This is a genomic window from Amycolatopsis sp. NPDC051716, from assembly GCF_040681595.1.
Classification (GTDB): Bacteria; Actinomycetota; Actinomycetes; order Mycobacteriales; family Pseudonocardiaceae; genus Amycolatopsis.
The window spans coordinates 32,477-54,674 of record NZ_JBFAZA010000032.1; the positions used below are offsets into that span (position 1 = coordinate 32,477).

Annotated in this window: 17 protein-coding genes; 10 read left to right on the forward strand and 7 right to left on the reverse strand. The window is 72.1% G+C overall.

Annotated features, from left to right (window positions below; translation table 11 throughout):
• The first annotated feature begins 110 nt into the window (after window positions 1-110).
• Both hrpA and AB0M30_RS34685 read left to right on the forward strand, forming a co-directional pair.
• On the forward strand, window positions 111-4,019 hold the full coding sequence (gene hrpA / locus AB0M30_RS34680; protein WP_364592745.1) for an ATP-dependent RNA helicase HrpA: 3,909 nt from the start codon (window positions 111-113) through the stop codon (window positions 4,017-4,019).
• 99 nt (window positions 4,020-4,118) lie between these two features.
• Window positions 4,119-5,888: a sialidase family protein gene (locus AB0M30_RS34685; protein WP_364592747.1), complete on the forward strand. Its 1,770-nt coding sequence runs from the start codon at window positions 4,119-4,121 to the stop codon at window positions 5,886-5,888.
• 55 nt (window positions 5,889-5,943) lie between these two features.
• Here the strand turns inward: AB0M30_RS34685 and AB0M30_RS34690 are convergent, their stop codons facing one another.
• Window positions 5,944-7,632, reverse strand: coding sequence for a bifunctional 3'-5' exonuclease/DNA polymerase (locus tag AB0M30_RS34690; protein WP_364592750.1), 1,689 nt, complete (start codon window positions 7,630-7,632; stop codon window positions 5,944-5,946).
• A 181-nt stretch (window positions 7,633-7,813) separates the two neighbouring features.
• On the opposite strand from AB0M30_RS34690, the gene AB0M30_RS34695 reads away from it, so the two are divergent.
• On the forward strand, window positions 7,814-9,448 hold the full coding sequence (locus AB0M30_RS34695; protein ID WP_364592752.1) for an acyl-CoA synthetase: 1,635 nt from the start codon (window positions 7,814-7,816) through the stop codon (window positions 9,446-9,448).
• Here AB0M30_RS34695 and AB0M30_RS34700 read toward each other — a convergent pair.
• Entirely contained in the window at window positions 9,443-9,739 is a 297-nt protein-coding gene (locus AB0M30_RS34700) for a nuclear transport factor 2 family protein (RefSeq protein WP_364592754.1), read from the reverse strand. The genes AB0M30_RS34695 and AB0M30_RS34700 overlap by 6 nt on opposite strands.
• 76 nt (window positions 9,740-9,815) lie before the next feature.
• On the opposite strand from AB0M30_RS34700, the gene AB0M30_RS34705 reads away from it, so the two are divergent.
• Window positions 9,816-12,773: a LuxR C-terminal-related transcriptional regulator gene (locus AB0M30_RS34705; protein WP_364592757.1), complete on the forward strand. Its 2,958-nt coding sequence runs from the start codon at window positions 9,816-9,818 to the stop codon at window positions 12,771-12,773.
• A gap of 139 nt (window positions 12,774-12,912) precedes the next feature.
• Here AB0M30_RS34705 and AB0M30_RS34710 read toward each other — a convergent pair whose 3' ends face one another.
• On the reverse strand, window positions 12,913-13,842 hold the full coding sequence (locus AB0M30_RS34710; protein WP_364592760.1) for a helix-turn-helix transcriptional regulator: 930 nt from the start codon (window positions 13,840-13,842) through the stop codon (window positions 12,913-12,915).
• Window positions 13,843-14,224: 382 nt separating this feature from the next.
• Between AB0M30_RS34710 and AB0M30_RS34715 the strand changes: the two genes are divergently transcribed.
• From AB0M30_RS34715 to AB0M30_RS34740, 6 genes are all read left to right on the forward strand, one after another.
• Window positions 14,225-14,977, forward strand: coding sequence for an SDR family oxidoreductase (locus AB0M30_RS34715; protein ID WP_364592763.1), 753 nt, complete (start codon window positions 14,225-14,227; stop codon window positions 14,975-14,977).
• Window positions 14,974-16,032 carry a phosphotransferase family protein gene (locus AB0M30_RS34720; protein WP_364592765.1) on the forward strand — a complete coding sequence of 353 codons (1,059 nt, stop codon included), beginning with the start codon at window positions 14,974-14,976 and terminating at the stop codon, window positions 16,030-16,032. Before AB0M30_RS34715 ends, AB0M30_RS34720 begins: the two co-directional genes overlap by 4 nt.
• Window positions 16,032-16,688 carry a histidine phosphatase family protein gene (locus AB0M30_RS34725; protein WP_364592768.1) on the forward strand — a complete coding sequence of 219 codons (657 nt, stop codon included), beginning with the start codon at window positions 16,032-16,034 and terminating at the stop codon, window positions 16,686-16,688. The genes AB0M30_RS34720 and AB0M30_RS34725 overlap by 1 nt, the downstream gene beginning before the upstream one ends.
• 10 nt (window positions 16,689-16,698) lie before the next feature.
• A complete protein-coding gene (locus AB0M30_RS34730; protein ID WP_364592771.1) occupies window positions 16,699-17,616 on the forward strand; it encodes an SMP-30/gluconolactonase/LRE family protein in 918 nt (305 codons plus the stop codon).
• Window positions 17,616-18,005, forward strand: a complete 390-nt coding sequence (locus AB0M30_RS34735; RefSeq protein ID WP_364592774.1) for a VOC family protein — start codon at window positions 17,616-17,618, stop codon at window positions 18,003-18,005. The genes AB0M30_RS34730 and AB0M30_RS34735 overlap by 1 nt, the downstream gene beginning before the upstream one ends.
• Window positions 18,006-18,108: 103 nt before the next feature.
• Entirely contained in the window at window positions 18,109-18,393 is a 285-nt protein-coding gene (locus AB0M30_RS34740; protein ID WP_364592777.1) for a hypothetical protein, read from the forward strand.
• 3 nt (window positions 18,394-18,396) lie between these two features.
• Here the strand turns inward: AB0M30_RS34740 and AB0M30_RS34745 are convergent, their stop codons facing one another.
• From AB0M30_RS34745 to AB0M30_RS34760, 4 genes are read right to left on the reverse strand one after another with little or no spacing between them, the layout of a single operon-like run.
• Window positions 18,397-19,224: an enoyl-CoA hydratase family protein gene (locus AB0M30_RS34745; RefSeq protein ID WP_364592780.1), complete on the reverse strand. Its 828-nt coding sequence runs from the start codon at window positions 19,222-19,224 to the stop codon at window positions 18,397-18,399.
• A complete protein-coding gene (locus AB0M30_RS34750) occupies window positions 19,221-19,913 on the reverse strand; it encodes an SDR family oxidoreductase (RefSeq protein WP_364592783.1) in 693 nt (230 codons plus the stop codon). Before AB0M30_RS34750 ends, AB0M30_RS34745 begins: the two co-directional genes overlap by 4 nt.
• Window positions 19,910-21,430: a benzoate-CoA ligase family protein gene (locus AB0M30_RS34755; RefSeq protein WP_364592786.1), complete on the reverse strand. Its 1,521-nt coding sequence runs from the start codon at window positions 21,428-21,430 to the stop codon at window positions 19,910-19,912. The genes AB0M30_RS34750 and AB0M30_RS34755 overlap by 4 nt, the downstream gene beginning before the upstream one ends.
• A complete protein-coding gene (locus AB0M30_RS34760) occupies window positions 21,423-22,175 on the reverse strand; it encodes a creatininase family protein (RefSeq protein WP_364592789.1) in 753 nt (250 codons plus the stop codon). The genes AB0M30_RS34755 and AB0M30_RS34760 overlap by 8 nt, the downstream gene beginning before the upstream one ends.
• Window positions 22,176-22,198 lie beyond the last annotated feature (23 nt).

Sequence of the window (22,198 nt, forward strand, 5' to 3'; positions counted from 1 at the left end):
CTCCGAAGGCCTCCTCGCCGCCGGTGAGGGGGCCTTCGGCGTGCGCCCGGTCACGCGGCGGGGATATTCGGAAGCCCGGTTCGTCACCCACGGCTATCCTTGGACCGAGAATGTCCGAGCCATCCCCCTTCCACGCGCTGCGAGCGCGCCTGCCCGAGCTGATGCCGCGCGACGAGCAGCGGCTGCGCCGCCGGCTCGAGGGCGCCCGCAAAGCCCGTGACCGTGAAACCGCCCTCGCGCGGATCGCCGCCGACGTCGACGCCGCCGAGCTGCGCGTCCAGTCGCGGCGCGAGAGCGTGCCCAAGATCGAGTACCCCGCAGAGCTGCCGGTCAGCAAGCTCAAGGACGAGATCGCCGCCGCCATCGACAAGCACCAGGTCGTGATCGTCGCGGGCGAGACCGGCTCGGGCAAGACCACCCAGCTGCCGAAGATCTGCCTGGAGCTCGGGCGCGGCATCCGCGGCCAGATCGGGCACACGCAGCCGCGGCGGCTGGCCGCGCGCACGGTCGCCGACCGGATCGCGAGCGAGCTGAAGACCGAGCTCGGCGAAACCGTCGGCTACAAGGTGCGGTTCACCGACCAGTCCGGCCAGGACACGCTGGTCAAGCTGATGACCGACGGCATCCTGCTGGCCGAGATCCAGACCGACCGGTCGCTGCGCCAGTACGACACGCTGATCATCGACGAGGCCCACGAGCGCAGCCTCAACATCGACTTCATCCTCGGCTACCTCAAGCAGCTGCTGCCGCGCCGCCCCGACCTCAAGGTGATCATCACCTCGGCGACGATCGACCCGGAACGGTTCTCGAAGCACTTCGACGACGCGCCGATCGTCGAGGTCTCCGGCCGGACGTACCCGGTCGAGGTGCGCTACCGGCCGCTCGTCGACCCCGACGACCCCGACGATCCCGAAGGCCCCGGAGACGCCGACGAGCGCGACCAGACCCAGGGCATCCTCGACGCCGTCGAGGAGCTGTGCGCCGAGGGCCCCGGCGACATCCTGGTGTTCCTGTCCGGCGAGCGCGAGATCCGCGACACCGCCGACGTGCTCAACCGCGCGAACCTGCGCAACACCGAGGTGCTGCCGCTGTACGCGCGGCTTTCGGCGGCGGAGCAGCAGCGCATTTTCCAGTCCCACACCGGGCGCCGGGTCGTGCTCGCGACCAACGTCGCCGAGACGTCGCTGACCGTGCCGGGCATCAAGTACGTCGTCGACCCGGGCACCGCGCGGATCTCCCGCTACAGCCACCGCACGAAGGTGCAGCGGCTGCCGATCGAACCGGTGTCGCAGGCGTCGGCGAACCAGCGCAAGGGCCGCTGCGGCCGGACGTCGGACGGCATCTGCATCCGGCTCTACTCCGAAGCGGACTTCGAGGCGCGGCCCGAGTTCACCGATCCGGAGATCCTGCGGACCAACCTCGCCTCGGTCATCCTGCAGATGACGTCGCTGGGCCTGGGTGACATCGCGGCGTTCCCGTTCGTCGAGCCGCCGGACCGCCGCCAGGTCGCCGACGGCGTGGGCCTGCTGCAGGAGCTGGGCGCGTTCGCGCCGGGCGGTTCCGGGTCCGACCGCAGCCTGACCGACATCGGCCGCAAGCTCGCGCAGCTGCCCGTCGACCCGCGGATGGGCCGGATGGTCCTGGAGGCGGCGCGGAACGGCTGCGTCCGCGAAGTCATGATCATCGCCGCCGCACTGTCCATCCAGGACCCGCGCGAACGACCGGCCGAGAAGCAGCAGGCCGCCGACGCCCAGCACGCGCGCTTCGCCGATCCGACGTCGGACTTCCTGGCCTACCTGAACCTCTGGGAGTACGTCGCCGAGCAGCAGAAGGCGTTGTCCGGCAACCAGTTCCGGCGCATGTGCCGCGCCGAGTACCTGAACTACCTGCGGCTGCGCGAGTGGCAGGACATCTTCAGCCAGCTGCGTCAGCTGGCCAAGCCGCTCGGCATCTCGCTGAACACGAACACGGCCCCGGCCGACCCGCAGCGCGTGCACACGTCGCTGATCGCCGGGCTGCTCTCGCACATCGGGCTCAAGGACCCGGCGAAGGGCGACTACCTGGGGGCGCGCGGCGCCCGGTTCGGCATCTTCCCGGGGTCGGCGCTGTTCAAGAAGCAGCCGCGCTGGGTGATGTCGGCGGAGCTGGTCGAGACGTCGCGGCTGTGGGCGCGGGTCAACGCGCGCATCGAACCCGAGTGGGTCGAGCCGCTGGCGGGGCACGTCGTCAAGCGGTCCTATTCCGAGCCGCACTGGGAACGCAAGCAGGGCGCGGTGATGGCGACCGAGAAGGTGACGCTCTACGGCGTCCCGCTGATCGCCGACCGCCGCGTCAACTACGGCCGGATCGACCCGGAGCTGTCGCGGGCGCTGTTCATCCGGCACGCGCTGGTCGAGGGTGATTGGCAGACGCGGCACCACTTCTTCGCCGAGAACCGGGCGCTGCTGGAGGAGGTCGAAGACCTCGAGAACCGCGCCCGCCGGCGCGACATCCTGGTCGACGACCAGACGCTGTACGAGTTCTACGACGCGCGGGTCCCGGCGGACGTCGTGTCGGTGCGCCACTTCGACAGCTGGTGGAAGAAGGCGCGGCACACCGAACCCGACCTGCTGTCGTTCGAGAAGTCCATGCTCATCAACGAGTCCGCCGGCGGCGTCCGCGAGGGCGACTACCCGGACTCGTGGACGCAGGGCACCCAGGTCTTCAAGCTGACCTACCAGTTCGAGCCGGGTGCCGACGCCGACGGCGTCACCGTGCACATCCCGCTGCCGGTGCTCAACCAGGTGACGCCGGACGGCTTCGACTGGCAGGTGCCGGGCCTGCGCGCGGAACTGGTCACCCAGCTGATCAAGTCGCTGCCGAAGGCCTTGCGCCGCAACTTCGTCCCGGCACCGGACACGGCCCGCGATGTCCTTTCGCGAGTGTCCCCTTCGGACGGTCCGCTGCTCGAGGTGCTCGGCCGCGAGCTGCGGGCCCTGCGCGGGATCACGGTGCCGTATGCGGACTGGGACCTGGCTTCGGTGCCGGAGCACCTGAAGATGACGTTCCGGGTGGTCGACGAGCGGGGTCGCCGCGTGGCCGAGGGCAAGGACGTGGCGGAGTTGCAGCGCCGGCTCGCCCCGAAGGTCCGCGAGACGATCTCCAAGGCGGCGAACACCTTGGAGAAGGCGGGCCTGACGAAGCCGTCGTTCGGTTCGTTGCCGCCGGTGTTCTCTTCGCACCAGCGCGGGCACGACGTCAAGGCGTACCCGGCGCTGGTGGACGAGGGCGCGACGGTGGCGGTGCGGCTGCTGGACACGCCGGCCCAGCAGGAACACGCGATGTGGGCGGGCACCCGGCGGATGCTGCGGCTGAACCTGAGCTCGCCGATGAAGTTCATCACGCGGTCGCTGTCCAACTCGTCGAAGCTGGTGCTCAACCGGAACCCGCACGGCAGCGTGGCGGCGCTGCTCGAGGACTGCGTCGACTGCGCGGTGGACGCCCTGATGGCCTCCGGCGGCGGTCCGGCGTTCGACGAAACCGGCTTCAAGGTGCTGCTGGAGAAGGTCCGGGCGGGCCTGCACCCGGAAGTGCTGGCGGTGCTGACCGAGGTGGAGAAGATCCTCCGCGCGGCGAACGACGTCGAGGTGCAGCTGTCTTCGTCGCGCGGCCCGGCGGAGTCCCTCGCGGACATCCGGGCTCAGCTGGCGGGGCTGGTGTATTCCGGTTTCGTGACGGAGACGGGCGCTTCGCGACTGCGTAACGTGGTCCGGTACCTGCAGGGAATTTCCCGACGGCTGGAGAAACTGGTTTCGGAGCCGACGCGCGACCTTCAGCGCACGGCGGACATCGCGTGGATAACCCGCGAGTACGCCGACGCGGTGGCTTCGCTGCCACCGGGGACATCGTCACCGGCGTTGAACGAAGTGCGGTGGATGATCGAGGAGCTGCGGGTGTCGTTCTTCGCCCAGACGCTGGGGACGGCGCACCCGGTGTCGCTGAAGCGGATCACGAAGGCCATCGACGACGCTCTGGCGTGACGCCGGGAATGTCCGGCTCCCCACTTCCGTCGGTTGACCGGGGCGGAATCGAAGTCAAGCCTGGGTCGGCTGGAGACCTTCCTGGGAAAGGGCTTTCCGATGTCCTTGGGTGTTTCGTCCGCCAGGCGAAGAATTTTCGCCGTCTGTACCGCGCTTCTCCTGCCGCTCCTGTTCGCGCCCGCCGCGCACGCCGCCACCGGGGGCTCGCCGCTGCCCGTGGATCCCCACGGTCGCAAGCACAAGATCGCCCGGATGGCCGCGGAGGCCCGGCACGACGTGCCGAACCCGCTGCTCAAGGAGCAGTTCGCCGAGGAGGAAGAGGAGGACGGCGACGATCCCGCGCTGTCCGCGCTCTGCCAGACCTACATCGGCAAGCCAAACCCGTACCGGCCGCTCGCGCCGAACACCGACGTCATCGACGGCGACACCATCGTGCCGACCGGCAGCCAGACCGGCTGCAGCACGGCCCAGAACGAGACCACCATCGCCGTCAACCCGGAGAACCCGCGCAACATCGTCGCCGGGGCGAACGACTACCGGCTGTACAACACGCGCGAGGCCCGCAACGACTCCGGCGGCTTCGCCTACACCTCGTTCGACGGCGGCCGGACCTGGGCGAACGTCCAGCTGCCGCACCTCGACTTCCCGACCGGGGCGGCCGCGCCGCTGTCCTACATGGACGCCGCCGGTGACCCGGCCATCGCCTTCGGGCCGCACAACACCGTGTACTACGCGACGCTCGTGTTCAGCCGGGCGGCGGTGCCGGACGACCAGCAGCTCGCCAGCGGCATCGCCGTGTCGGTGTCCCACGACGGCGGGCGCAGCTTCGGCGACCCCGCGATCCTGCACCTCGACGGCGTCACGCCGGCCGGCACGGCGACGCCCACGAACATCTTCAACGACAAGGAGTGGATCGCCGCCGACCCCGTGTCCGGCGACGTCTACGTGACCTGGACGCAGTTCACCTACGACGCGTCCGGCGCCTTCGTCGAATCGCCGATCGTGCTGTCGAAGTCCCGCGACTTCGGCCGGACGTGGTCGCCGATGCGCCGGATTTCGCCGTCTCTGACCGGGTTCCCCGGCGGCATCACCCCGTTCGGCAGCGGCTCGAACCCGGTGGTCACCCGCGACGGGACGCTCCAGGTCGCCTACGAGACGTCGGTGTGCGCGACGGCCGCGTGCGACCAGCCGGCCGACCACGACGCGGTCGTCGTGGCGACCTCCCGCGACGGCGGCCGGACCTTCCGGCACACCGAGGTGGGGCTCGACTTCGACTTCCCGGTCGACGAAGACGTCGCCAACAACGCGCTCACCGGCGAGAACTTCCGGGTCAACAGCTTCCCGCAGCTGACCTACGACCGCGTCACCGATCACCTGTGGGTGACCTGGGCCGACGACCGCAACGGCACCTACCGCGACGGCGAGTCGGTGAAGACGAACGGCGACGCGTTCCTGAGCGGGTCCGACGGCCGGCACGGCTGGTCGAAGCCGGTGAAGATCGGCACCGGTGCGGACGAGGTGTTCCCGGCGGTCGCGGCCGTGGCCGGCCGGGTGGCGGTCACGTCCTACACGCGCGCGTACGACCCGCACGGCATCGGCCTGGACTACGCGTACGCGACCGGCTGGGGCGACCGGTTGTCCCCGCTGCGCCGGATCACGACGCAGACGGCGAACCCGCAGGTCCAGTTCGTTTCGACGGGCGCGGAGACGGGCAAGGAACTCCAGGGCGTGTTCATCGGCGACTACACGGCGGCGGCGGTCGGCGCGGACTTCCGCCTGCACCCGGCGTGGACCGACTTCCGCGGCAACCCGGGGAAGACGCTGCCGAACCAGGACGTCGGGACGCAGACGCTGCCGATGTTCCCGTAGCGATCGATCCGGCCGCTCCCGAGCTCGGGAGCGGCCGGCCCGGCACCAGCACGGGCTACTTGGCGTCGGCGTAGGTGTCGACTTCGGCGGTTTGCATGGGGAAGCGGACCGGGCAGGCCGGGCCGAACAGCATCGTCGCCGCCTCCGTCACGCTGTCCGTGATGGCCGACGACACCTGGGGAGCCAAGGCGGCGGGGGTGTGGACGATCACCTCGTCGTGCTGGAAGAACACCAGGTGGGCCGGGACGGGGAGGCGGGTGCGGAGGGTCGCCAGCATCACCGCCGTCATGTCCGCCGCGCTCGCCTGGACCACGAAGTTGCGCGTGAACCGGCCCCAGCCGCGCGAGGCCCGGCGGGCCTTCAGCTCCGCCGCTTCGTCCGACGCCAGGCCGCCCGTCAACGCCCGCCACGCCGCCGAGGGCGCCGGGGACGTGCGGCCCAGCCGGGACCGGACCCGCTCGCCGCGCTCGCCCGCCTGGGCCGCACGCTCCACATAGGACACCGCGTCCGGGAAGCGCTGCCGCAGCAGCCCCAGGAGCGGCCCCGCCTCGCCGGACGTGCCGCCGTACATCGCCGAGAGCATCGCGATCTTCGCGCGCGCCCGGTCGTCGCGATCGTCGTCGGCGGCCGGCACCCAGCGGGCGCCGGAGAACAACGCCTCGCCCAGCCGCGCGTACAGGTCCGTCGCCGCCGCGACGTCGGCCAGCCGGCGGTCGCCCGACAACGCCGTGAGCACCCGGGGCTCCAGCTGAGCCGCGTCCGCCACCACGAGCTTCCAGCCCGGGTCCGCGCGCACGCACGTCCGCAGCACCTTCGGGATCTGCAGCGCCCCGCCGCCGCGGCTGGCCCACCGCCCGGACACCACCCCGCCGACGACGTAGTGCGGCCGGAACCGGCCTTCGCTGACCCACTCCTCGAGCCACGCCCAGCCGTTCGCCGTGAAGAGCCGTGACAGCTCCTTGTACTCCAGCAGCGGCCCGACCGCCGGGTGGTCGATCCCCTTCAGCAGGTACTTCCGCGCCGCCGGCACCTCGATCCCGGCGCGGGCCAGCGCCCGGACCACGCTCGGCGGCGAGTCCGGGTTCACCGGCCGCCCGCCGAACGCCTCGCTGATCTTCGCCGCCAGCTCGACCAGCGCCTTCGGCCGCTGCCCGGCCGGCACCCGCGGACCCAGGCGCGCGGCCAGCAGTGCCTCGTGCACGTCGGCGCGCCACGGCAGGCCGTCGGCCGACATCTCTGCGGCGGCCAGCGCGCTCGCCGACTCCGCGGCCAGCAGCAGCCGCATCCGGTCCGGGTGCTCGGTCGCCGCCACCCGCCGCTCCTGCTCCGCGAGCACGCGCCGCACCGCCGTGACGACCGTCACGCCCTCGGGCAGCACCGGCGTGCGGGTCTCGAACAGCGTCGGCTGCGCCAGCTCGACGGCCGACGAGTCCAGCGGCGGTTCTTCGCCGTTCGCCCTGGCCCAGGCCGCGCGCAGGCTCCGCGACTGCGCCTCCTCGCCCTCGTACCCCAGCAGCAGCCCCTCGGCCAGTTCGAGGTCGTAGCAGCGGCGCACCCGCAGGCCGGCCGCCAGCAGCACCGGGTACGTCCGCTCCACTGACGGGAACACCCACCGCGGCGCCAGCGACGCCTCCAGCTCCCGCGCCAGCCCCGCGAAAGCCGCCTCGTCCAGGCCGGACACCGTGTCCGACGGCGTGTGCACGGTGAAGCTCCCGTCCTCCTCCCGCCCCGCGATCACCTGCACCCGGACATCATGCCGACCACCACCGACAGTTTCTGCTCGACGCCGATCACCACCGACGGTTTCCGCCCGCTCGCGGGCTGGTGCGTTCGGCCTACGGTTGGTTTACTCTCCAGTAGCCCCCATACCGCCGGTACGCCGCCGTCGGCGTGGGCTCTCTTCCCGCAGCAACGGAGGTGCCCGGATGAGGCTGGTCGCGCTCGCAGCACAGGTGGCGGACAAGGTGGCCGAGACGGCGCGCAGCGTCGACGTGATGCGGCGGGCGGGACTCGTCCCCTTCCCCCGGCTCGACGAGGGCGTCCGCTCGCTGGTCGCGCTGCGGAAGTTCGGCCCGTTCGCCGGCGCCAACCACATCTCCGCCCGCCGCGACCCGGCCGCCGTCGGCATCGTCGACGAGCTCGGCCCGCTCACCTACAAGCAGCTCGACGACCAGTCGAACGCGCTGGCCAGGGCCTGGTCCGAGCGCGGCATCCGCCCCGGCCAGGTGGTCGCCGCGCTCTGCCGCGACCACCGCGGCCTGGTCCTCACGATGGCCGCCTCGGGCAAGCTCGGCGTCCGCCTGCTGCTGATGAACACCGGGTTCGCGAAGCCGCAGCTGGCCGACGTGGCCGAGCGCGAAGGCGTCACCGCGCTCGTCTACGACCAGGAATTCACCGGCTTGCTCGACGCCATCCCGGACGGCGTCGACCGCTACCTCGCCTGGGTCGACCCGGGCTCGGACCTGACCGACCGGACCGTCCCGGTGCTCGACGAGATCATCGCCAGCACCGACGACCGGCCGTGGCCCGCGCCGGCCAAGCCGGGCGGGTTCGTGCTGCTGACCAGCGGCACCACCGGCACGCCGAAGGGCGCGCCGCGGCCGCACACCTCCGCGCTGGCGTCGGCGCAGTTCCTCGACCGGATCCCGCTGCGGTCGAACGAGGCCACCTACATGGGCGCGCCGCTGTTCCACGGCACCGGCCTGTCCCAGTTCATCCTCTCCTTCGCGCTGGGCTCGAAGGTCGTGATGCGGCGCAAGTTCAACCCCGAAGAGGCGCTGCGCGGCGTCGCCGAGCACAAGTGCACCGCGCTCGTGCTGGTGCCGACCATGCTGCAGCGCATCGTCGACCTGCCGAAGGAGGTCCGGCAGAAGTACGACACTTCGGCGTTGCGGATCATCTTCGTCGCCGGCTCGGCGCTGTCGCCGGACCTCGGCAACCGGGCGAACGAGGCGTTCGGCCCGGTCGTGCACAACCTCTACGGCTCGACCGAGGTCGCGGTGGCGACGGTCGCGACGCCGGAGGACTGGGCGAAGGCGCCGGGCACGGTCGGCCGCGCGCCGGTCGGCTGCAAGGTGGCGCTCTACGACCAGGACGGCCGGCCCATCACCGAGCCGAACGTGACCGGCCGCGTGTTCGTCGGCAGCGGGCTCAGCTTCGGCGGCTACACCGACGGCCGCCACAAGGAGATCATCGACGGCCTGCTCTCCAGCGGCGACGTCGGCCACTTCGACGAAGACGGCCTGCTGTTCATCGACGGCCGCGACGACGAAATGATCGTCTCCGGTGGCGAGAACGTGTTCCCGATCGAGGTGGAGAACCTGCTGGTCGAGCGCGAAGACGTGATCGAGGCGGCGGTGATCGGCGTCGAGGACCCGGAGTTCGGGCAGCGGCTGAAGGCGTTCGTGGTGCGAGCCGAAGGCGCTTCACTGGACGCCGACGAGCTCCGCGACTACGTCAAGGCGAACCTGGCCCGCTACAAGGTGCCCCGCGACGTCGAGTTCCTCGACGAGCTGCCGCGCAACGCGACCGGAAAGGTCCTGCGCACCAAGCTCTCATGAGCCCCGCTGGACGTTGACGACCTGCCAGCGTCCGTCCCGGTTTTCGGCCACCACCGTGCAGGCGACGCCGTCGCGGTGGCCGGTCGCGACGCCGACCGACGGCGTCACCTGCAGGCGCGTCCACCGGAACGCGCCCGCCGGGACGCGGCCGGGCCAGCCGGCCTTGCCGAGCACGCGCCCGGCCGGGCCGTCGCCGCGGAAGCCGTCGGCGAGCAGCGGCGCCAGTGCCTCGGTGTCGCCGCCGGCGTCGGCGTCCCGCCAGCGGGCCAGCAGTTCCTCGAACGTCTCCACGGGTTCGAAGGTCGCAGGCGCCGAGTCGGGCAACATCGGCCACCTGGCCGAGATCCGCTGGCAGACTGGCCGGGCCATGACTGCGACGAAACTCCTGCCGGCCGGCACGGTCACCATCCTCTGCGCCGGCGATGCCGCTCCGGTCGTCTTCGCGACGCCTGACGAGGCGCTCACGGCGCTGCCCGGCGGGCCGGCGGCCGTGCACACCGGGGACGTGCTGATCCGCGACGACGGCACGCCCACCGGCCCCGCCGTCCGCCGCTGCGAACACCTGCGCGCGCTGGCCGAAGACGGCCGGGTCCTGGTGTCGGCCCGCACCGCGGCGGCCCTCGGGGACGCCGTCACGCTGCGCGACCTCGGTGTCCACCGCCTGCCGGACCTCACCGCGCCCGAGCGGGTGTACGAACTCGGCGAGGCACCCGAGCCGCGGCCGCTGCGCTCGCTCGACGCCGTCCCGAACAACCTGCCGGTGCAGCTGACCGGGTTCGTCGGCCGCGACGCCGAGGTCCGCGACGTCCGGCGGCAGCTCGCCGGCACGCGGCTGGTGACGCTGGCCGGGCCCGGCGGCAGCGGCAAGACGCGGCTGGCCGCGCAGGTCGCCGCGAGCACCGAGTGGCCCGGCGGCGTCTGGTGGGTGGAGCTGGACGCCGTGACCGACGTCGCCGAGCGGGTCGCCGCGACGCTCGGGGTGCCGGTGGAACCGCGGATCGGCGCGGCGCGGTCGGTCGCGACAGAACTGCGCGACCGGCGCGTCCTGCTTTGCCTCGACAACTGCGAGCACGTCCTCGACGGCGCGGCCGAAGTCGCGGTCGAACTGCTGCGGTCCTGCCCCGAGGTCGCGGTGCTGACGACCAGCCGGGAGCCGCTGGCCGTGCCGGGGGAGACGGTCTGGCGGGTGCCGCCGCTGGCCGTCGAAGACGCCGTCGCGCTGTTCGTCGAGCGCGCGGGCGCGGTCCGGCCGCTGTTCACCTTGGACGCCTCCAGTGCGGCCGCCGTCCGGTCGATCTGCACGCGGCTCGACGGCATCCCCCTGGCCGTCGAGCTGGCCGCGGCGTGGCTCGGAACCCTGACCCCGCACCAGATCGACGCCGGCCTCGAGGACCGGTTCGCGCTGCTCACCCGCGGCCCGCGCGGGGCGCCGGCGCGGCAGCGGACCCTCGAAGGCTCCCTCGCGTGGAGCCACGACCAGCTCGACGAGGAGGACCGCGCCGTGTTCCGGCGGCTGGCGGTGTTCGCCGGCGGGTTCACCCTGGACGCGGCGGGCGGCCCGGCCGTGCTGCCCGCGCTCGGCCGGCTCGTCGACAAGTCCTTGGTGCTGGCCGAAGACGGCCGGTACCGGCTGCTGGAGACCCTCCGCGAGTACGCGGCGGCCCGGCTGGCCGAGGCGGGGGAGACCGGCGCCGTCCGCGACCGGCACCTCGAGCACTACCTGGCGCTGGCCGAGGCCGCCGAACCCGATCTCGACCGCGACAAGGACGCGTGGCGGGCGCGGGTCGAGCCCGAGCGCGACAACTTGCGCGCGGCCCTGGAATGGGGGCTGGCGCAGGAGGATCCGAGCCGGGGCCGCCGGCTCGCCGCCGCCGTCGCCTGGCTGTGGAACCTGCACGGCCGCGGCCACGAGGGCCTGGCGTACCTCAGGCGTGCGGTCGCCCGGCGCCCGGACGACCGGACCCCGCTGCAGGCCCGGCTGCTGACCGGGATGGGCCTGGTCGCCGACACGACGGCGCCGTTCGACGTCGAAGCCGCGCAGCGCGGCCTGGACCTCGCCACCGAACTCGGCGAAGCGGGCCTGCGCGCGCGGTGCCTCTCCCTGACCGCCCTCGGCCACGTGTACACGGACTTCGACACCGCCTGGGACGTCGCCGTCGAAGCCGAAAAGGTCGCCGAGGACGCTGGAGACGGCTTCGCGCGGGACAGCGCGTTGATGCTGCGCGGCATCGTCCGGTTCGCCCGCGACCGCCACGACGAAGCGGCGCCCCTGCTCGACGAGGCGGCCGAAGGCCTGCTGCGCCGGGGCGATCGCGGCCTCGCGTCGACCGTCCTCAGTGTCCGGTCCGGGATCGCGCTCGCCGCGGCGGATCTGCCGCGGGCGCGGGAACTCGCCGGACAGGCCGTCGACGTGGCCGCGCCGCTCGGGGACTTCCACCGCGTCAACACGACGCTGTGCCGCTTGGCGCTGGTGCACTGCGCGGCCGGCGACGTCGAGGCCGGGTTCCGCGTGATGGAGCCGTTCCTGCGGCTGCTCGAGACGGCGGGTGACGTCTTCGTGCCGGGCATGGCCGGCGTGCTCGGCGAATTGCATTGGCGGCGCGGCGAGTTCGAAGAGGCGTTGCGCTGGTTCGAGCGCGAAGCCGTGCCGGGGACGTACATGGCCGCGCAGGGCTTGGCCGAGCGCGGCGCTCTGCTGCGCGCGCTCGGCCGGGTTGACGAGGCCGCTGAGATCCTGGCCACCGCCGTCGAGCTCACCCGCCGCTGGTCCCTGCCGTCGTCCTTGGCCGACGCCCTGGACCAGCAGGGGTACCTGGCGGAGCCGGAGCAGGCAGCCGAACTGCACCACGAGGCTTTGAGCTTGCGGCTCGACCGGGGCCTCCGGCTCGGGGTCCTGGCGAGTCTCGACGCGCTGACGACGTTGCTCGCCCGCACCGGCCGCGAGGGCGACGCCGCCCTCGTGTTCGTGTCGGCTTCGCAGGCCCGGGCCGAGCTGGGCCTGCCTCGCCGTCCGTCCGCACAAGCGGAGCTGGACGCGCTCGGCTTGGTGACCTCCGAACCGCCGATGGCCCTCGACGACGTGGTCGCGTTCGTGCGCCGGGCCCGCGGCAGCCGCGGCCGGCCGTCGAGCGGCTGGGGCAGCCTGACACCGACCGAGCTCGAGGTGGTCAAGCTGGCGGCGGAGGGCTGCACGAACCCGGAGATCGGCACCCGCCTGTTCATGAGCCGCGGCACGGTGAAGACGCACCTGGCGCACGTGTACGCGAAGCTGGGCGTCGCGAACCGCACGGAGCTCGCCACCCTCGCGGCGGCCCGCCTGACCTGACGACGTACCCGGAAGGTCGGCTCGCGTACCTGGAGAGTCGGTTTGCGTACCTGGAGAGTCGGCCGGCGAGCCGACCGTCTGGGTACGCGGGCCGACCTTCCGGGTACGCAGGCCGACCTTCCGGGTACGCGGGCCGGGGTCAGTCCCAGTCGATGCCGAAGACGCCGGGGCCGAAGTCGAACGCCACCGCGTGGACGCCGTCTTCGCCGTCGAGCTTCAGGGGGCGGCGGGCGAGGGTGCCGTTGGCGCCGTTGCGGGAGTACTGCCAGCAGCGGTCCGGTGCGGTGCCCCGGGCGAACCGGACCTCCAGCAGGTACTCGCGCACCGGGCGGCGGAACTCGCGGTAGTGGGTGTTGCGGCACTCCGGGTACGGCGGCCCGCTGTTGGTCAGCGTGTACTCGATCAGGTGCGTCTCGCCCCGGTTGATGGGCTGGTCGAAGAGCAGTTCGGTGACGAGCAGGCCGTGGGCCTCGTCGGTCTCGGCGCGGCCGACCCGGCAGTTGCGCACGGCGTGCAGTTCCGGGACGCCGGCCGCCGGGTCGTCCTGGGAGTACACCAGCAGCCAGCGGTCCTGGCCGTCCGCGACGGCCTGGAACACCGCCCGCGCGGTCACCGCGCGCTGCCCGCCGTCCGCGGCGATCTCGCACAGGTCGTGCAGGCCGACCATCTTCAGCGGCTGCTGGCGGTCGAGGGCGTGCGGCGCCCCGACCTTCTCCAGCAGCGGCTGCAGCACCTCACGCGGGAACGACATCGGCTCACCGCCGGCCCGGCGCTTCCCGGCGCCGCCGCGCGGCCGGGGCGGGGGCAGCAGGCCGAGCAGGGACCCGGCGGGGACGTCGAGGATCTCTTCGAGCGCCCGGACGGCCGAGAGGGAACTCTGCCGCTCCGGCTGCCTTTTGCCCGACTGCCAATAGCTGAGGGCGGTGACGCTGACGACGACGCCGCGGGCCCGCAGCCGCGCCTGGATCCGGTCGAGCGACAGCCCGCTGGTGGCGATGGCCGCGCGCAGCCGGATGGCGAATTCGGTGCGGCCGCTCTCCTGGCCGTCACCCGCCGCGCTGCCCGCCATCGCTGAAATCCCGACCCGCCCCATGCCGTCCCCCGACGATCCCCGACACGGAGCACGTTAGCAGTTTTCCTCGCCGTCTCCGCGCCCCTCTTCGGCCGTGCCGCCGGGACGGCCACTCGGGCGAACGGGCTAGTACTGGCAACTGTGAACCATTGCCCCGGCCTGGGCCGACGCGCTTGTATGACTTGCCTGCTCCGGTGGCACCGCCTCCCCCTCACGGCCCATCCGGGCGCAGGTGTGACCGGCCGCGCGAGCGGTTCCGGCTCCGGTTCACCCGGCCGAGTTGTGCGACCGGCCGGTGTGGCCGCGCGATGACCGGTGGCCCGGCGACGCCCCCAGCGCCGGGCCACCGGTCTTGTTACCACCGGGTAGCATCCCGGGCATGACGCTCCGGAAGAACATCCTGATCACCGGCGCCAGCAGCGGGTTGGGCGAAGGCATGGCCCGGCAGTTCGCGGCGAAGGGGCGCAACCTCGCGCTGTGCGCGCGGCGCACCGAGCGGCTCGAGAAGCTGGCCGCCGAACTGACCGCGGCGCACCCCGGGATCCAGGTCGTCACGCGCACCCTCGACGTCACCGACCACGACCGCGTGTTCGCCGTCTTCGCGGAGTTCCGCGACGAGCTCGGGTCCCTCGACCGGGTGATTGTGAACGCCGGGCTCGGGAAGGGCCAGCGGGTCGGCACGGGCCGGTTCGACGCCAACCGCCAAACCCTCGAGGTCAACTTCGTCGCGGCCGCCGCCCAGATCGAGGCCGCCGCCGGCATCTTCCGCGAGCAGGGCGCCGGCCACCTCGCCGTCATCTCCTCCTTCAGCGCGCTGCGGCCCTTCCCGGGCAAGCTCACCGCGTACGCCGCTTCGAAGGCCGGGATCTCGGCGTTCGTCGACGGCACCCGGATCGAGCTGAAGCCCCGGGGCATCGCCGTCACCGACGTCCGGCCCGGCTACATCGAGTCGGAGATGAACGACCGCATCGGCCGGAACCCGTTGCTGGCCAAGGCCGAGACCGGCGCTCGCGCGCTGGCGAAGGCGATCGAGGCCGAGCGCGCCCGGGCTTACGTCCCGGCGTGGCCGTGGGTACCGCTGAGCGTCGTCATGCGCGTGGTGCCCGCCGCGCTGCTGCGGAAGTTCACGTGAACGCCCCGGTCGAGGTCCGCGCGGAGGACACCTTCGACGTCGCCGCGGTGCACGCCTGGCTGAGCGCGAAAGTCGAGGGCCTCGGGGACGAGCCGCCGAAGGTCCGGCAGTTCCCCGGCGGCGCGTCCAACCTGACGTACCTGCTGACCTACCCGGACCGCGAGCTGATCCTGCGCCGCCCGCCCGCCGGGCACAAAGCGGCGTCGGCGCACGACATGCGGCGCGAGTACCGCGTCCAGCACGCGCTGAAGCCGGTGTTCCCGTACGTGCCGCGGATGGTGGCGTTCGGGGACGACCCGGCCGTGCTCGGCGGCGACTTCTACGTCATGGAGAAGCTCGACGGGCTCATCTTGCGGGGCAACCTGCCGGACGGTCTCGAACTGGGCCCGGACCAGGCGCGCGAGCTGTCCGGCAAGGTCGTCGACCGGCTGGTGGACCTGCACGCCGTCGACGTCGGGAAGGCCGGGCTCGCCGACCTCGGCAAGGGCGCCGGGTACGTCGAGCGGCAGGTCCGCGGCTGGTCGGAGCGGTACGTCGCGGCGCGCACGGACAACGTCGGCGACTTCGCCGAGGTGCGCGCGTGGCTGGCGGCGAACCAGCCCGGCGAGGTCAAGATCTGCCTGATCCACAACGACTACCGGCTCGACAACCTGGTGCTGGACGGCCCGTCGACGCTGAACATCACCGGCGTCCTCGACTGGGAGATGGCCACCCTCGGCGACCCGCTGATGGAGCTGGGCAGCATGCTCGCCTACTGGGTCCAGGCCGGCGACGACGACGTCATGCACGCGAGCCGCCGCCAGCCGACCCACCTGCCCGGCATGTTCACCCGCGAGGAGTTCGTCGCGCGCTACGCGGAGAAGACCGGGCTTTCGATCGGCGACTGGCGGTTCTACGAGGTCTACGGCCTGTTCCGGCTCGCCGCCGTGCTGCAGCAGCTGTACCGGCGCTACCACGACGGCGCCACCCGCAACCCGGCGTTCAAGGACTTCTGGCAGTTCGTCGGGTACCTGGACTGGCGCTGCCGCGAGATCATCGCGAAGGGGCGGGTCTAGTGGGCGCGATCTACCTGGTGCGGCACGGGCAGGCGTCCTTCGGCGCGGCGGACTACGACGCGCTGTCGCCGCGCGGCTTCGAGCAGTCCACTGTGGTCGGTGCGGAACTGCTGCGGCGCACCGTCTCCTTCAGCCAGGTCCGGTCCGGATCGCTGGCCCGGCAGCGGGACACCGCGGCGACGGCGCTGAAGGTGCTCGGCAGCGACGTCCCGGTGGTCGAGGACCCGCGCTGGAACGAGTACGACCACGTCGACATCGCCCGCCACCACGCCGGCGGGGCACCGCAGGAGGATTCGCGCGCCTACCAAGGTGTCCTGGACGCGGCCCTGACGGCGTGGACGTCGGCCGGTGCCGACGGGCCGTGCGCCGAGACGTGGCCCGCGTTCCTCGCGCGGTGCCGGGCGGCGCTGGGCGACCTGGTGGCCTCGCTGGGCAAGGGGGAGCACGCGGTCGTGTTCACTTCCGGCGGAGTGATCGCCACGATCTGCGGCCTGCTCATCGGCACCCCCGAGGCCGGGCTGCTCAAGCTCAACCGCGTCACGGTCAACGGCGGGATCACCAAGCTGGTGTCCGGCCGCGGCGGTGTCACGCTGCTGTCGTTCAACGAGCACCCGCACTTCGAGGCCGAGGCGGCTTCGTTGCTCACCTACCGGTAGGAGACGCTCGATGGAGTTCGGCGAGGTCACGCTGTACCCGGTGAACGGCCACGGCCCAGAGGACGTCGTCGTCGACGGCGAGGGCCGGATCTACACCGGCGTCGACGACGGCCGGATCCTGCGCCTGTCGCCCGACGGGCAGCACATCGACGTCATCGCCGACACGGGCGGCCGCCCGCTCGGGCTGGAGCTGTACGGCGAAGACGAGCTGCTGATCTGCGACGCGCGGGCCGGTCTCCTGGTGGTCCCGCTGGCGGGTGGTGCGGTCTCGACCTTGGCCACCTCCGCACTGGGCCTGGACTTCGTGTTCTGCAACAACGCGGCGGTGGCCTCCGACGGGACGATCTACTTCACGGATTCCTCCCGCCGCTTCGGCATCGACAACTGGCGCGACGACCTGATCGAGCAGACGGCAGGCGGCCGGCTGCTGCGCCGCTCCCCGGACGGCTCGATCGACCTGCTCCTCGACGGCCTCCAGTTCGCGAACGGCGTCGCACTGGCCCCGGACGAGTCGTTCGTGGCGGTGGCGGAAACCGGCGCGTTCAGCGTGTCGCGGGTGTGGCTCGCCGACGGCCGGACCGACGTCTTCGTCGACGACCTGTGGGGCTTCCCGGACAACATCTCGACGGGCACGGACGGCCTGATCTGGATCACGCAGGCGTCCCCGCGCGTGGCGGCCCTCGACGTGGTCCGGCGGCTGCCGGCGTTCGTGCGGGCGGCCATCCGGCGGCTACCGGAGTCGTTGCAGCCCAGCCCGGGCCGCGAGGTCGGCGTGCTGGGCGTCGCGGCGGACGGCAAGGTGGCGCGCGAGTTCCGCGGCGAGATCCCCGGCTTCCACATGCTGGTGGGCGTCCGCGAGTGGCGGGGGCAGCTGTATTTCGGCTCTTTGGAGGAGTCGGCGATCGCGGTGACGCCTACCATCGGGTGATGCTGAGCAACGTCCGGATCGAAGTCCGCATCCCCACCCAGGACCTGTCCCGCGCCCGGCGCTGGTACGCGGAGAAGCTCGGCCTCGAGGCGGTCGAGGAACGCGAAGGCGGCCTGCGGTACGAAGGCGCGTCGGGCGTGTTCTGCCTGTACGCTTCGGCGGGCGTTTCCGACGGCTCGTTCACGCAGGCCGGCTTCTACGTCGACGACCTCGAAGCGACGGTCGCCGTGCTGCGCGAGCGGGGCGTGGTTTTCGAGGAGTACGAAGGCATGCGCGGCGGGATCATGGACATCCGGGGCAACTACCCGAGCAAGGGCAGCGGTGAGCGGGCGGCGTGGTTCCGTGACAGCGAGGGCAACCTGCTCGGCCTCGCCGAAGTGGTGCCCTGACGCGCTTTCCGAGGAGCTGCTCGGCTCGCGAGTTTGAGCGGCCGCCACCGCGGGCAATCTTCCGTGGCCGGGACGAATGGGGCGAACTGGGTGGTGACGATCCGTGGTGGGGTACTGGCTGGGGCAGAACACGGTGAAGCGGTTGCGCCGGGGTGGCGTGATCAAGCAGGACGACGACGGCGAGAAGAAGTTCGACGACTGGGCGGTTAAGCACCGCGCGTGGGGTGTCCTGCTCGCCGCGGTGGTCTTCAGCTTGCTCGCATGGTGGCTGGCCGTAAAGTACGACGGCGCCACCGCCGGTGAAATCGCGCTGTACTCCCTGATCCTGGTCCCATGCGGAATCATCTACACCTTGGTCAAGCTGGCCAGGATCAAGCGCGAGAAGTGATCCTCACCGGCCCGTCCAGCGCGGCTCCCGCCCCGCGGTCCACGCCGCGTAGAACTCCTTGTGGTCCTTCGCCGTCATCAGCAGGGCCTGGGTGATCGCCTCCAGCTCGATCGCGCTGCCCAGGTCCATGTCCAGCTCGCGGGTCAGCAGCACCTTCGTCGTCGCGTACGCCAGGGCCGGGCCGTCCGCCAGCCGGCGCGCCAAGGCCGCGGCCGCCTCCGGGAGGTCCGCGTCCGGAACCACCTGAGTGGCCAATCCGATCTCCGAAGCGCGCGCGGCCGACACCTTGTCGCCGAGGATCAGCAGTTCCGTCGCGCGACCGAGGCCGACCAGCCGCGGCAAGAGGTACGCCGACCCCATGTCCGCGCCCGCCAAGCCCACCTTCGTGAACAGGAACGCGAACTTCGCCGACTCCGCCAGCAGCCGGAAGTCACTCGCCAGCGCGATCACCGAACCCGCTCCGGCCGCGACCCCGTTGACCGCCGCGATCACCGGGAGCGGGCACTCGCGCAGGGCCTTCACCACCGCGCCCGTCATACGGGTGAACTCGAGCAGCTCCGCCGTCTCGAACTTCTGCAGCTCGCCGATGATCTCCTCGACGTCGCCGCCGGAACAGAACCCGCGGCCTTCGCCCGTGATCACCAGGACCCGGACGTCCTCGTGCTGCGGGAGCTCGATGATCAGGTCCCGCAGATCCGCGTACACCTCGAACGTCAGCGCGTTGAGCTTCGAAGGACGGGTGAACGTCACCGTGGCCACCCCGTCGGACACCGTGAAGCCGAAGTGCTCCCATTCGCGAGTCAGCGGGGCGGTTGCGCGGAACGGGCTCATGACTGGATTCCTCCGCCGTCGAGTACGAGGGTCTGGCCATTGATCGCGGCGGCCTCCGGGGCCGCCAGGAAGGACACCGCGAACGCCACCTCGGCCGGCTCGAGCAGCCGGCCGAGCGGGGACGCCGCCGCCAGTGCCGCTTCCGCCTCCGAGGTGGACCGTCCCGACCGCGAGACGATCCGCTCCACCGAGGTCGCCGTCATGTCGGTGCGGACGAACGCCGGGCACACCGCGTTCGCCGTGACGCCGGTCCCGGCCAGCTCCGCCGCCACCGCACGCATGAAGCCCACCGCCGCGTGCTTGGACGCCGTGTAGCCGGCCGTGTAGCGGTAGCCGACGTGCGAGGCGGTCGAGGCCACCGTGACGACCCGGCCGCTGTCGCGCGCACGCATTCCGTCCAGCACCGCGCGGGTGCAGAGGAACGCGCCGGTCGCGTTCACTTCGAACTGCCGGCGCCAGTCGTCGAGCGAGGTCCGGGGAACCGGGGCGCTCGAAGAGATCCCGGCGTTGTTCACCAGGACGTCGACCGGGCCCGCCGAAGCGAAATACGCAGTCACGGCTTCCTCGTCCGTGACGTCGCAGTCCGCACGGCCCGGCGCCAGCACGGTGTCACCGAAAGTTCGGAACCGGGCCGCGATCGCCGCGCCGATGCCGCGGGTGCCGCCGGTGACCACCACCAGGCGGCTCACGGGCGGGCCGCCAGGGCGCGCCGGTCGAGCTTTCCGTTGGCGGTGCGGGGGAGTTCCGTCATGAAGACCACCTCGCGGGGGTACTTGTGCTTGGCCAGGTGGGCTTTCGCGTGTTCTTGCAGCTCCTTCGCCGACACCGACGCGCCGGCCCGCGTCACGACGTACGCGCGCGGCACGACCAGGCCGTCGACCTCGTGGCCGGCCACCGCGCAGTCGGTGACGTCCGGGTGGCCGAGCAGGCAGTCCTCGATCTCGCCGGGCGCGACGAACACGCCGCCGACCTTGAGCAGCGCGTCGGCGCGCCCGTGGTGGCGGAAGTACCCGTCCGGGGAGCGGCTGAACAGGTCGCCCGACGTCAGCGTGTCCCCGTCGAACGTCCGCGCCGACTTCTCCGGATCGCCGTGGTACGCCAGCGCGATCGTCGGCCCGGTCACGCGCAGCGGCCCGATTTCCCCGTCCGGCAGCGGTTTCCCGAGCTCGTCGACGACCTGGGCGGTGTAGCCGGGAACGGGCGTGCCGAGCGTGCCGACGCGCGCGGCACCCGGCCGGTTCGACAGGTAGATGTGGTACGCCTCGGACGAGCCGATCCCGTCCACCACCGGCACCCCGAAGGCCGCGTCCCACTTGCGGTGCAGCTCCGGCGGCAGCGCCTCGCCCGCCGACGTCGTCATCCGCAGGCAGCTCAGGTCCTGCTCGGCCGCGGCCGGGTGGGCGACCATCGCGCTCATCATCGTCGGCACGTTGACCAGCACGGTCGGCCGGTACTTCGCGATCAGCTCGAACATCAGGTCCGCCGTGCTGCGTTCCCCGAACGCGATGCCGGCCGCGCCGACCCCGAACGGGAACAGCGCCACCAGATCCCGCGCGTAACCGAAGAAAAGCTTCGGCACGGCCAGGACGGTGTCGTCTTCGCGCAGGCCGAGCACCTCGACGGCGTACCGCTCGAAGCTCTCCTTCGGACTGCGCAGCGGGTGCACGCACGCCTTGGGCGCACCCGTGCTGCCGGTGGTGAACTTCCAGATACCGACGTCGTCCACTGTGGTCGGTGCCGCGTCCAAAGTATCCGGTGCGGCCTCGACCAACGTCCGGAATGGACGTTCGCCGGTAAGCAGCTCGGCTTCGGGCACGCCCGTGACGAGCAGCCCCGTGGCGCCCGCCTCGCGCAGTGCGGGCAGCGTGACGGCGTCCGCGAGCACCGCTACGGCCTCGGTGTAGCCGAGGTAGTAGGTGTAGTCCTTGGGCTGCAGGAACGGGTAGACCTCGGCGGTGACCGCGCCGATCTTCTGCGCCCCGTACCAAGCCGCGACGAACTCGTCGCCGTCGCTCAGCGCCAGCAGCACCCGCTGTCCTCTTCGGACACCGGAGTCGAGCAGCACGTTGCCGACGCGGTTCGCCAAGGCCGCGAGAGCCGCATAGCTGATCGAACGGTCCCCGACGTGCAGGGCGGTCCGGTCACCCCGGCCTTCGGCCACGTGCCGGTCGAGGAAGTGCGTGGCGAGGTTGAACGGCTCACTCACGGGCCAGCTCCCGGATCGCTTCCACCAGCAGGTCGGTCAACGTCGAGAACGTCTCAGTGCCCTCTTCGGCGGTCGCCTCCGCGGGCCGGCCGCAGTACGCCTCGGTCATGCCCATCTCCCGGAAGCCGCCGTCTTCCGGAGCGGCGGCGAGGCTGACCGGCACGTGCGGGAGCGTCCGCATCAGCGCCTGGTCGACCAGCTCGGGCCGGTCGGCGAGCACCAGCGACGTCTCGTACCGCCCCGCGTGGCACTCGCCGGACCGGAACTCCTCGGTCAGCCGCTGCGCGTGCCGCCGCCGGACCAGGTCGAGCAGGGCGACGCGCCCGTCGTAGGCGAAGTTCAGCGTCTCCACGGCTCGCCGCAGCGTGACCAGGTGCGCGGGCTCGAAGTGGTTGTTGACCAGCAGGATCCGCTTCAGGCGCTGGCCGATCAGCGCGGACCCGATGTCGACGAGCAGGGCGTGCAGCGTCTCCTCGCCGATGTGGATGCCGCCGGCGAACCCGGCCGCGAACCGCGTCACGCCGTAGGGCACCTCGGGCAGGACCAGCACGTGGACGTCGTCGTCCGCGGCCAGCCGCTCGGCCGCGCGCTCGCACATCCCGCGGGAGATCAGCGGGTCGGTGCCCAGCGGCGCGTGCGGGCCGTGCGGCTCGATCGCGCCCAGCGGCAGCAGCAGCACCGGGACGCGCTCGTCATCCGGCAGCGCAGCGACCTGCCGCGAGCTGAGGTCCGCGAAGTACGTCACGCAAATCAAGCTACACCGCAGCG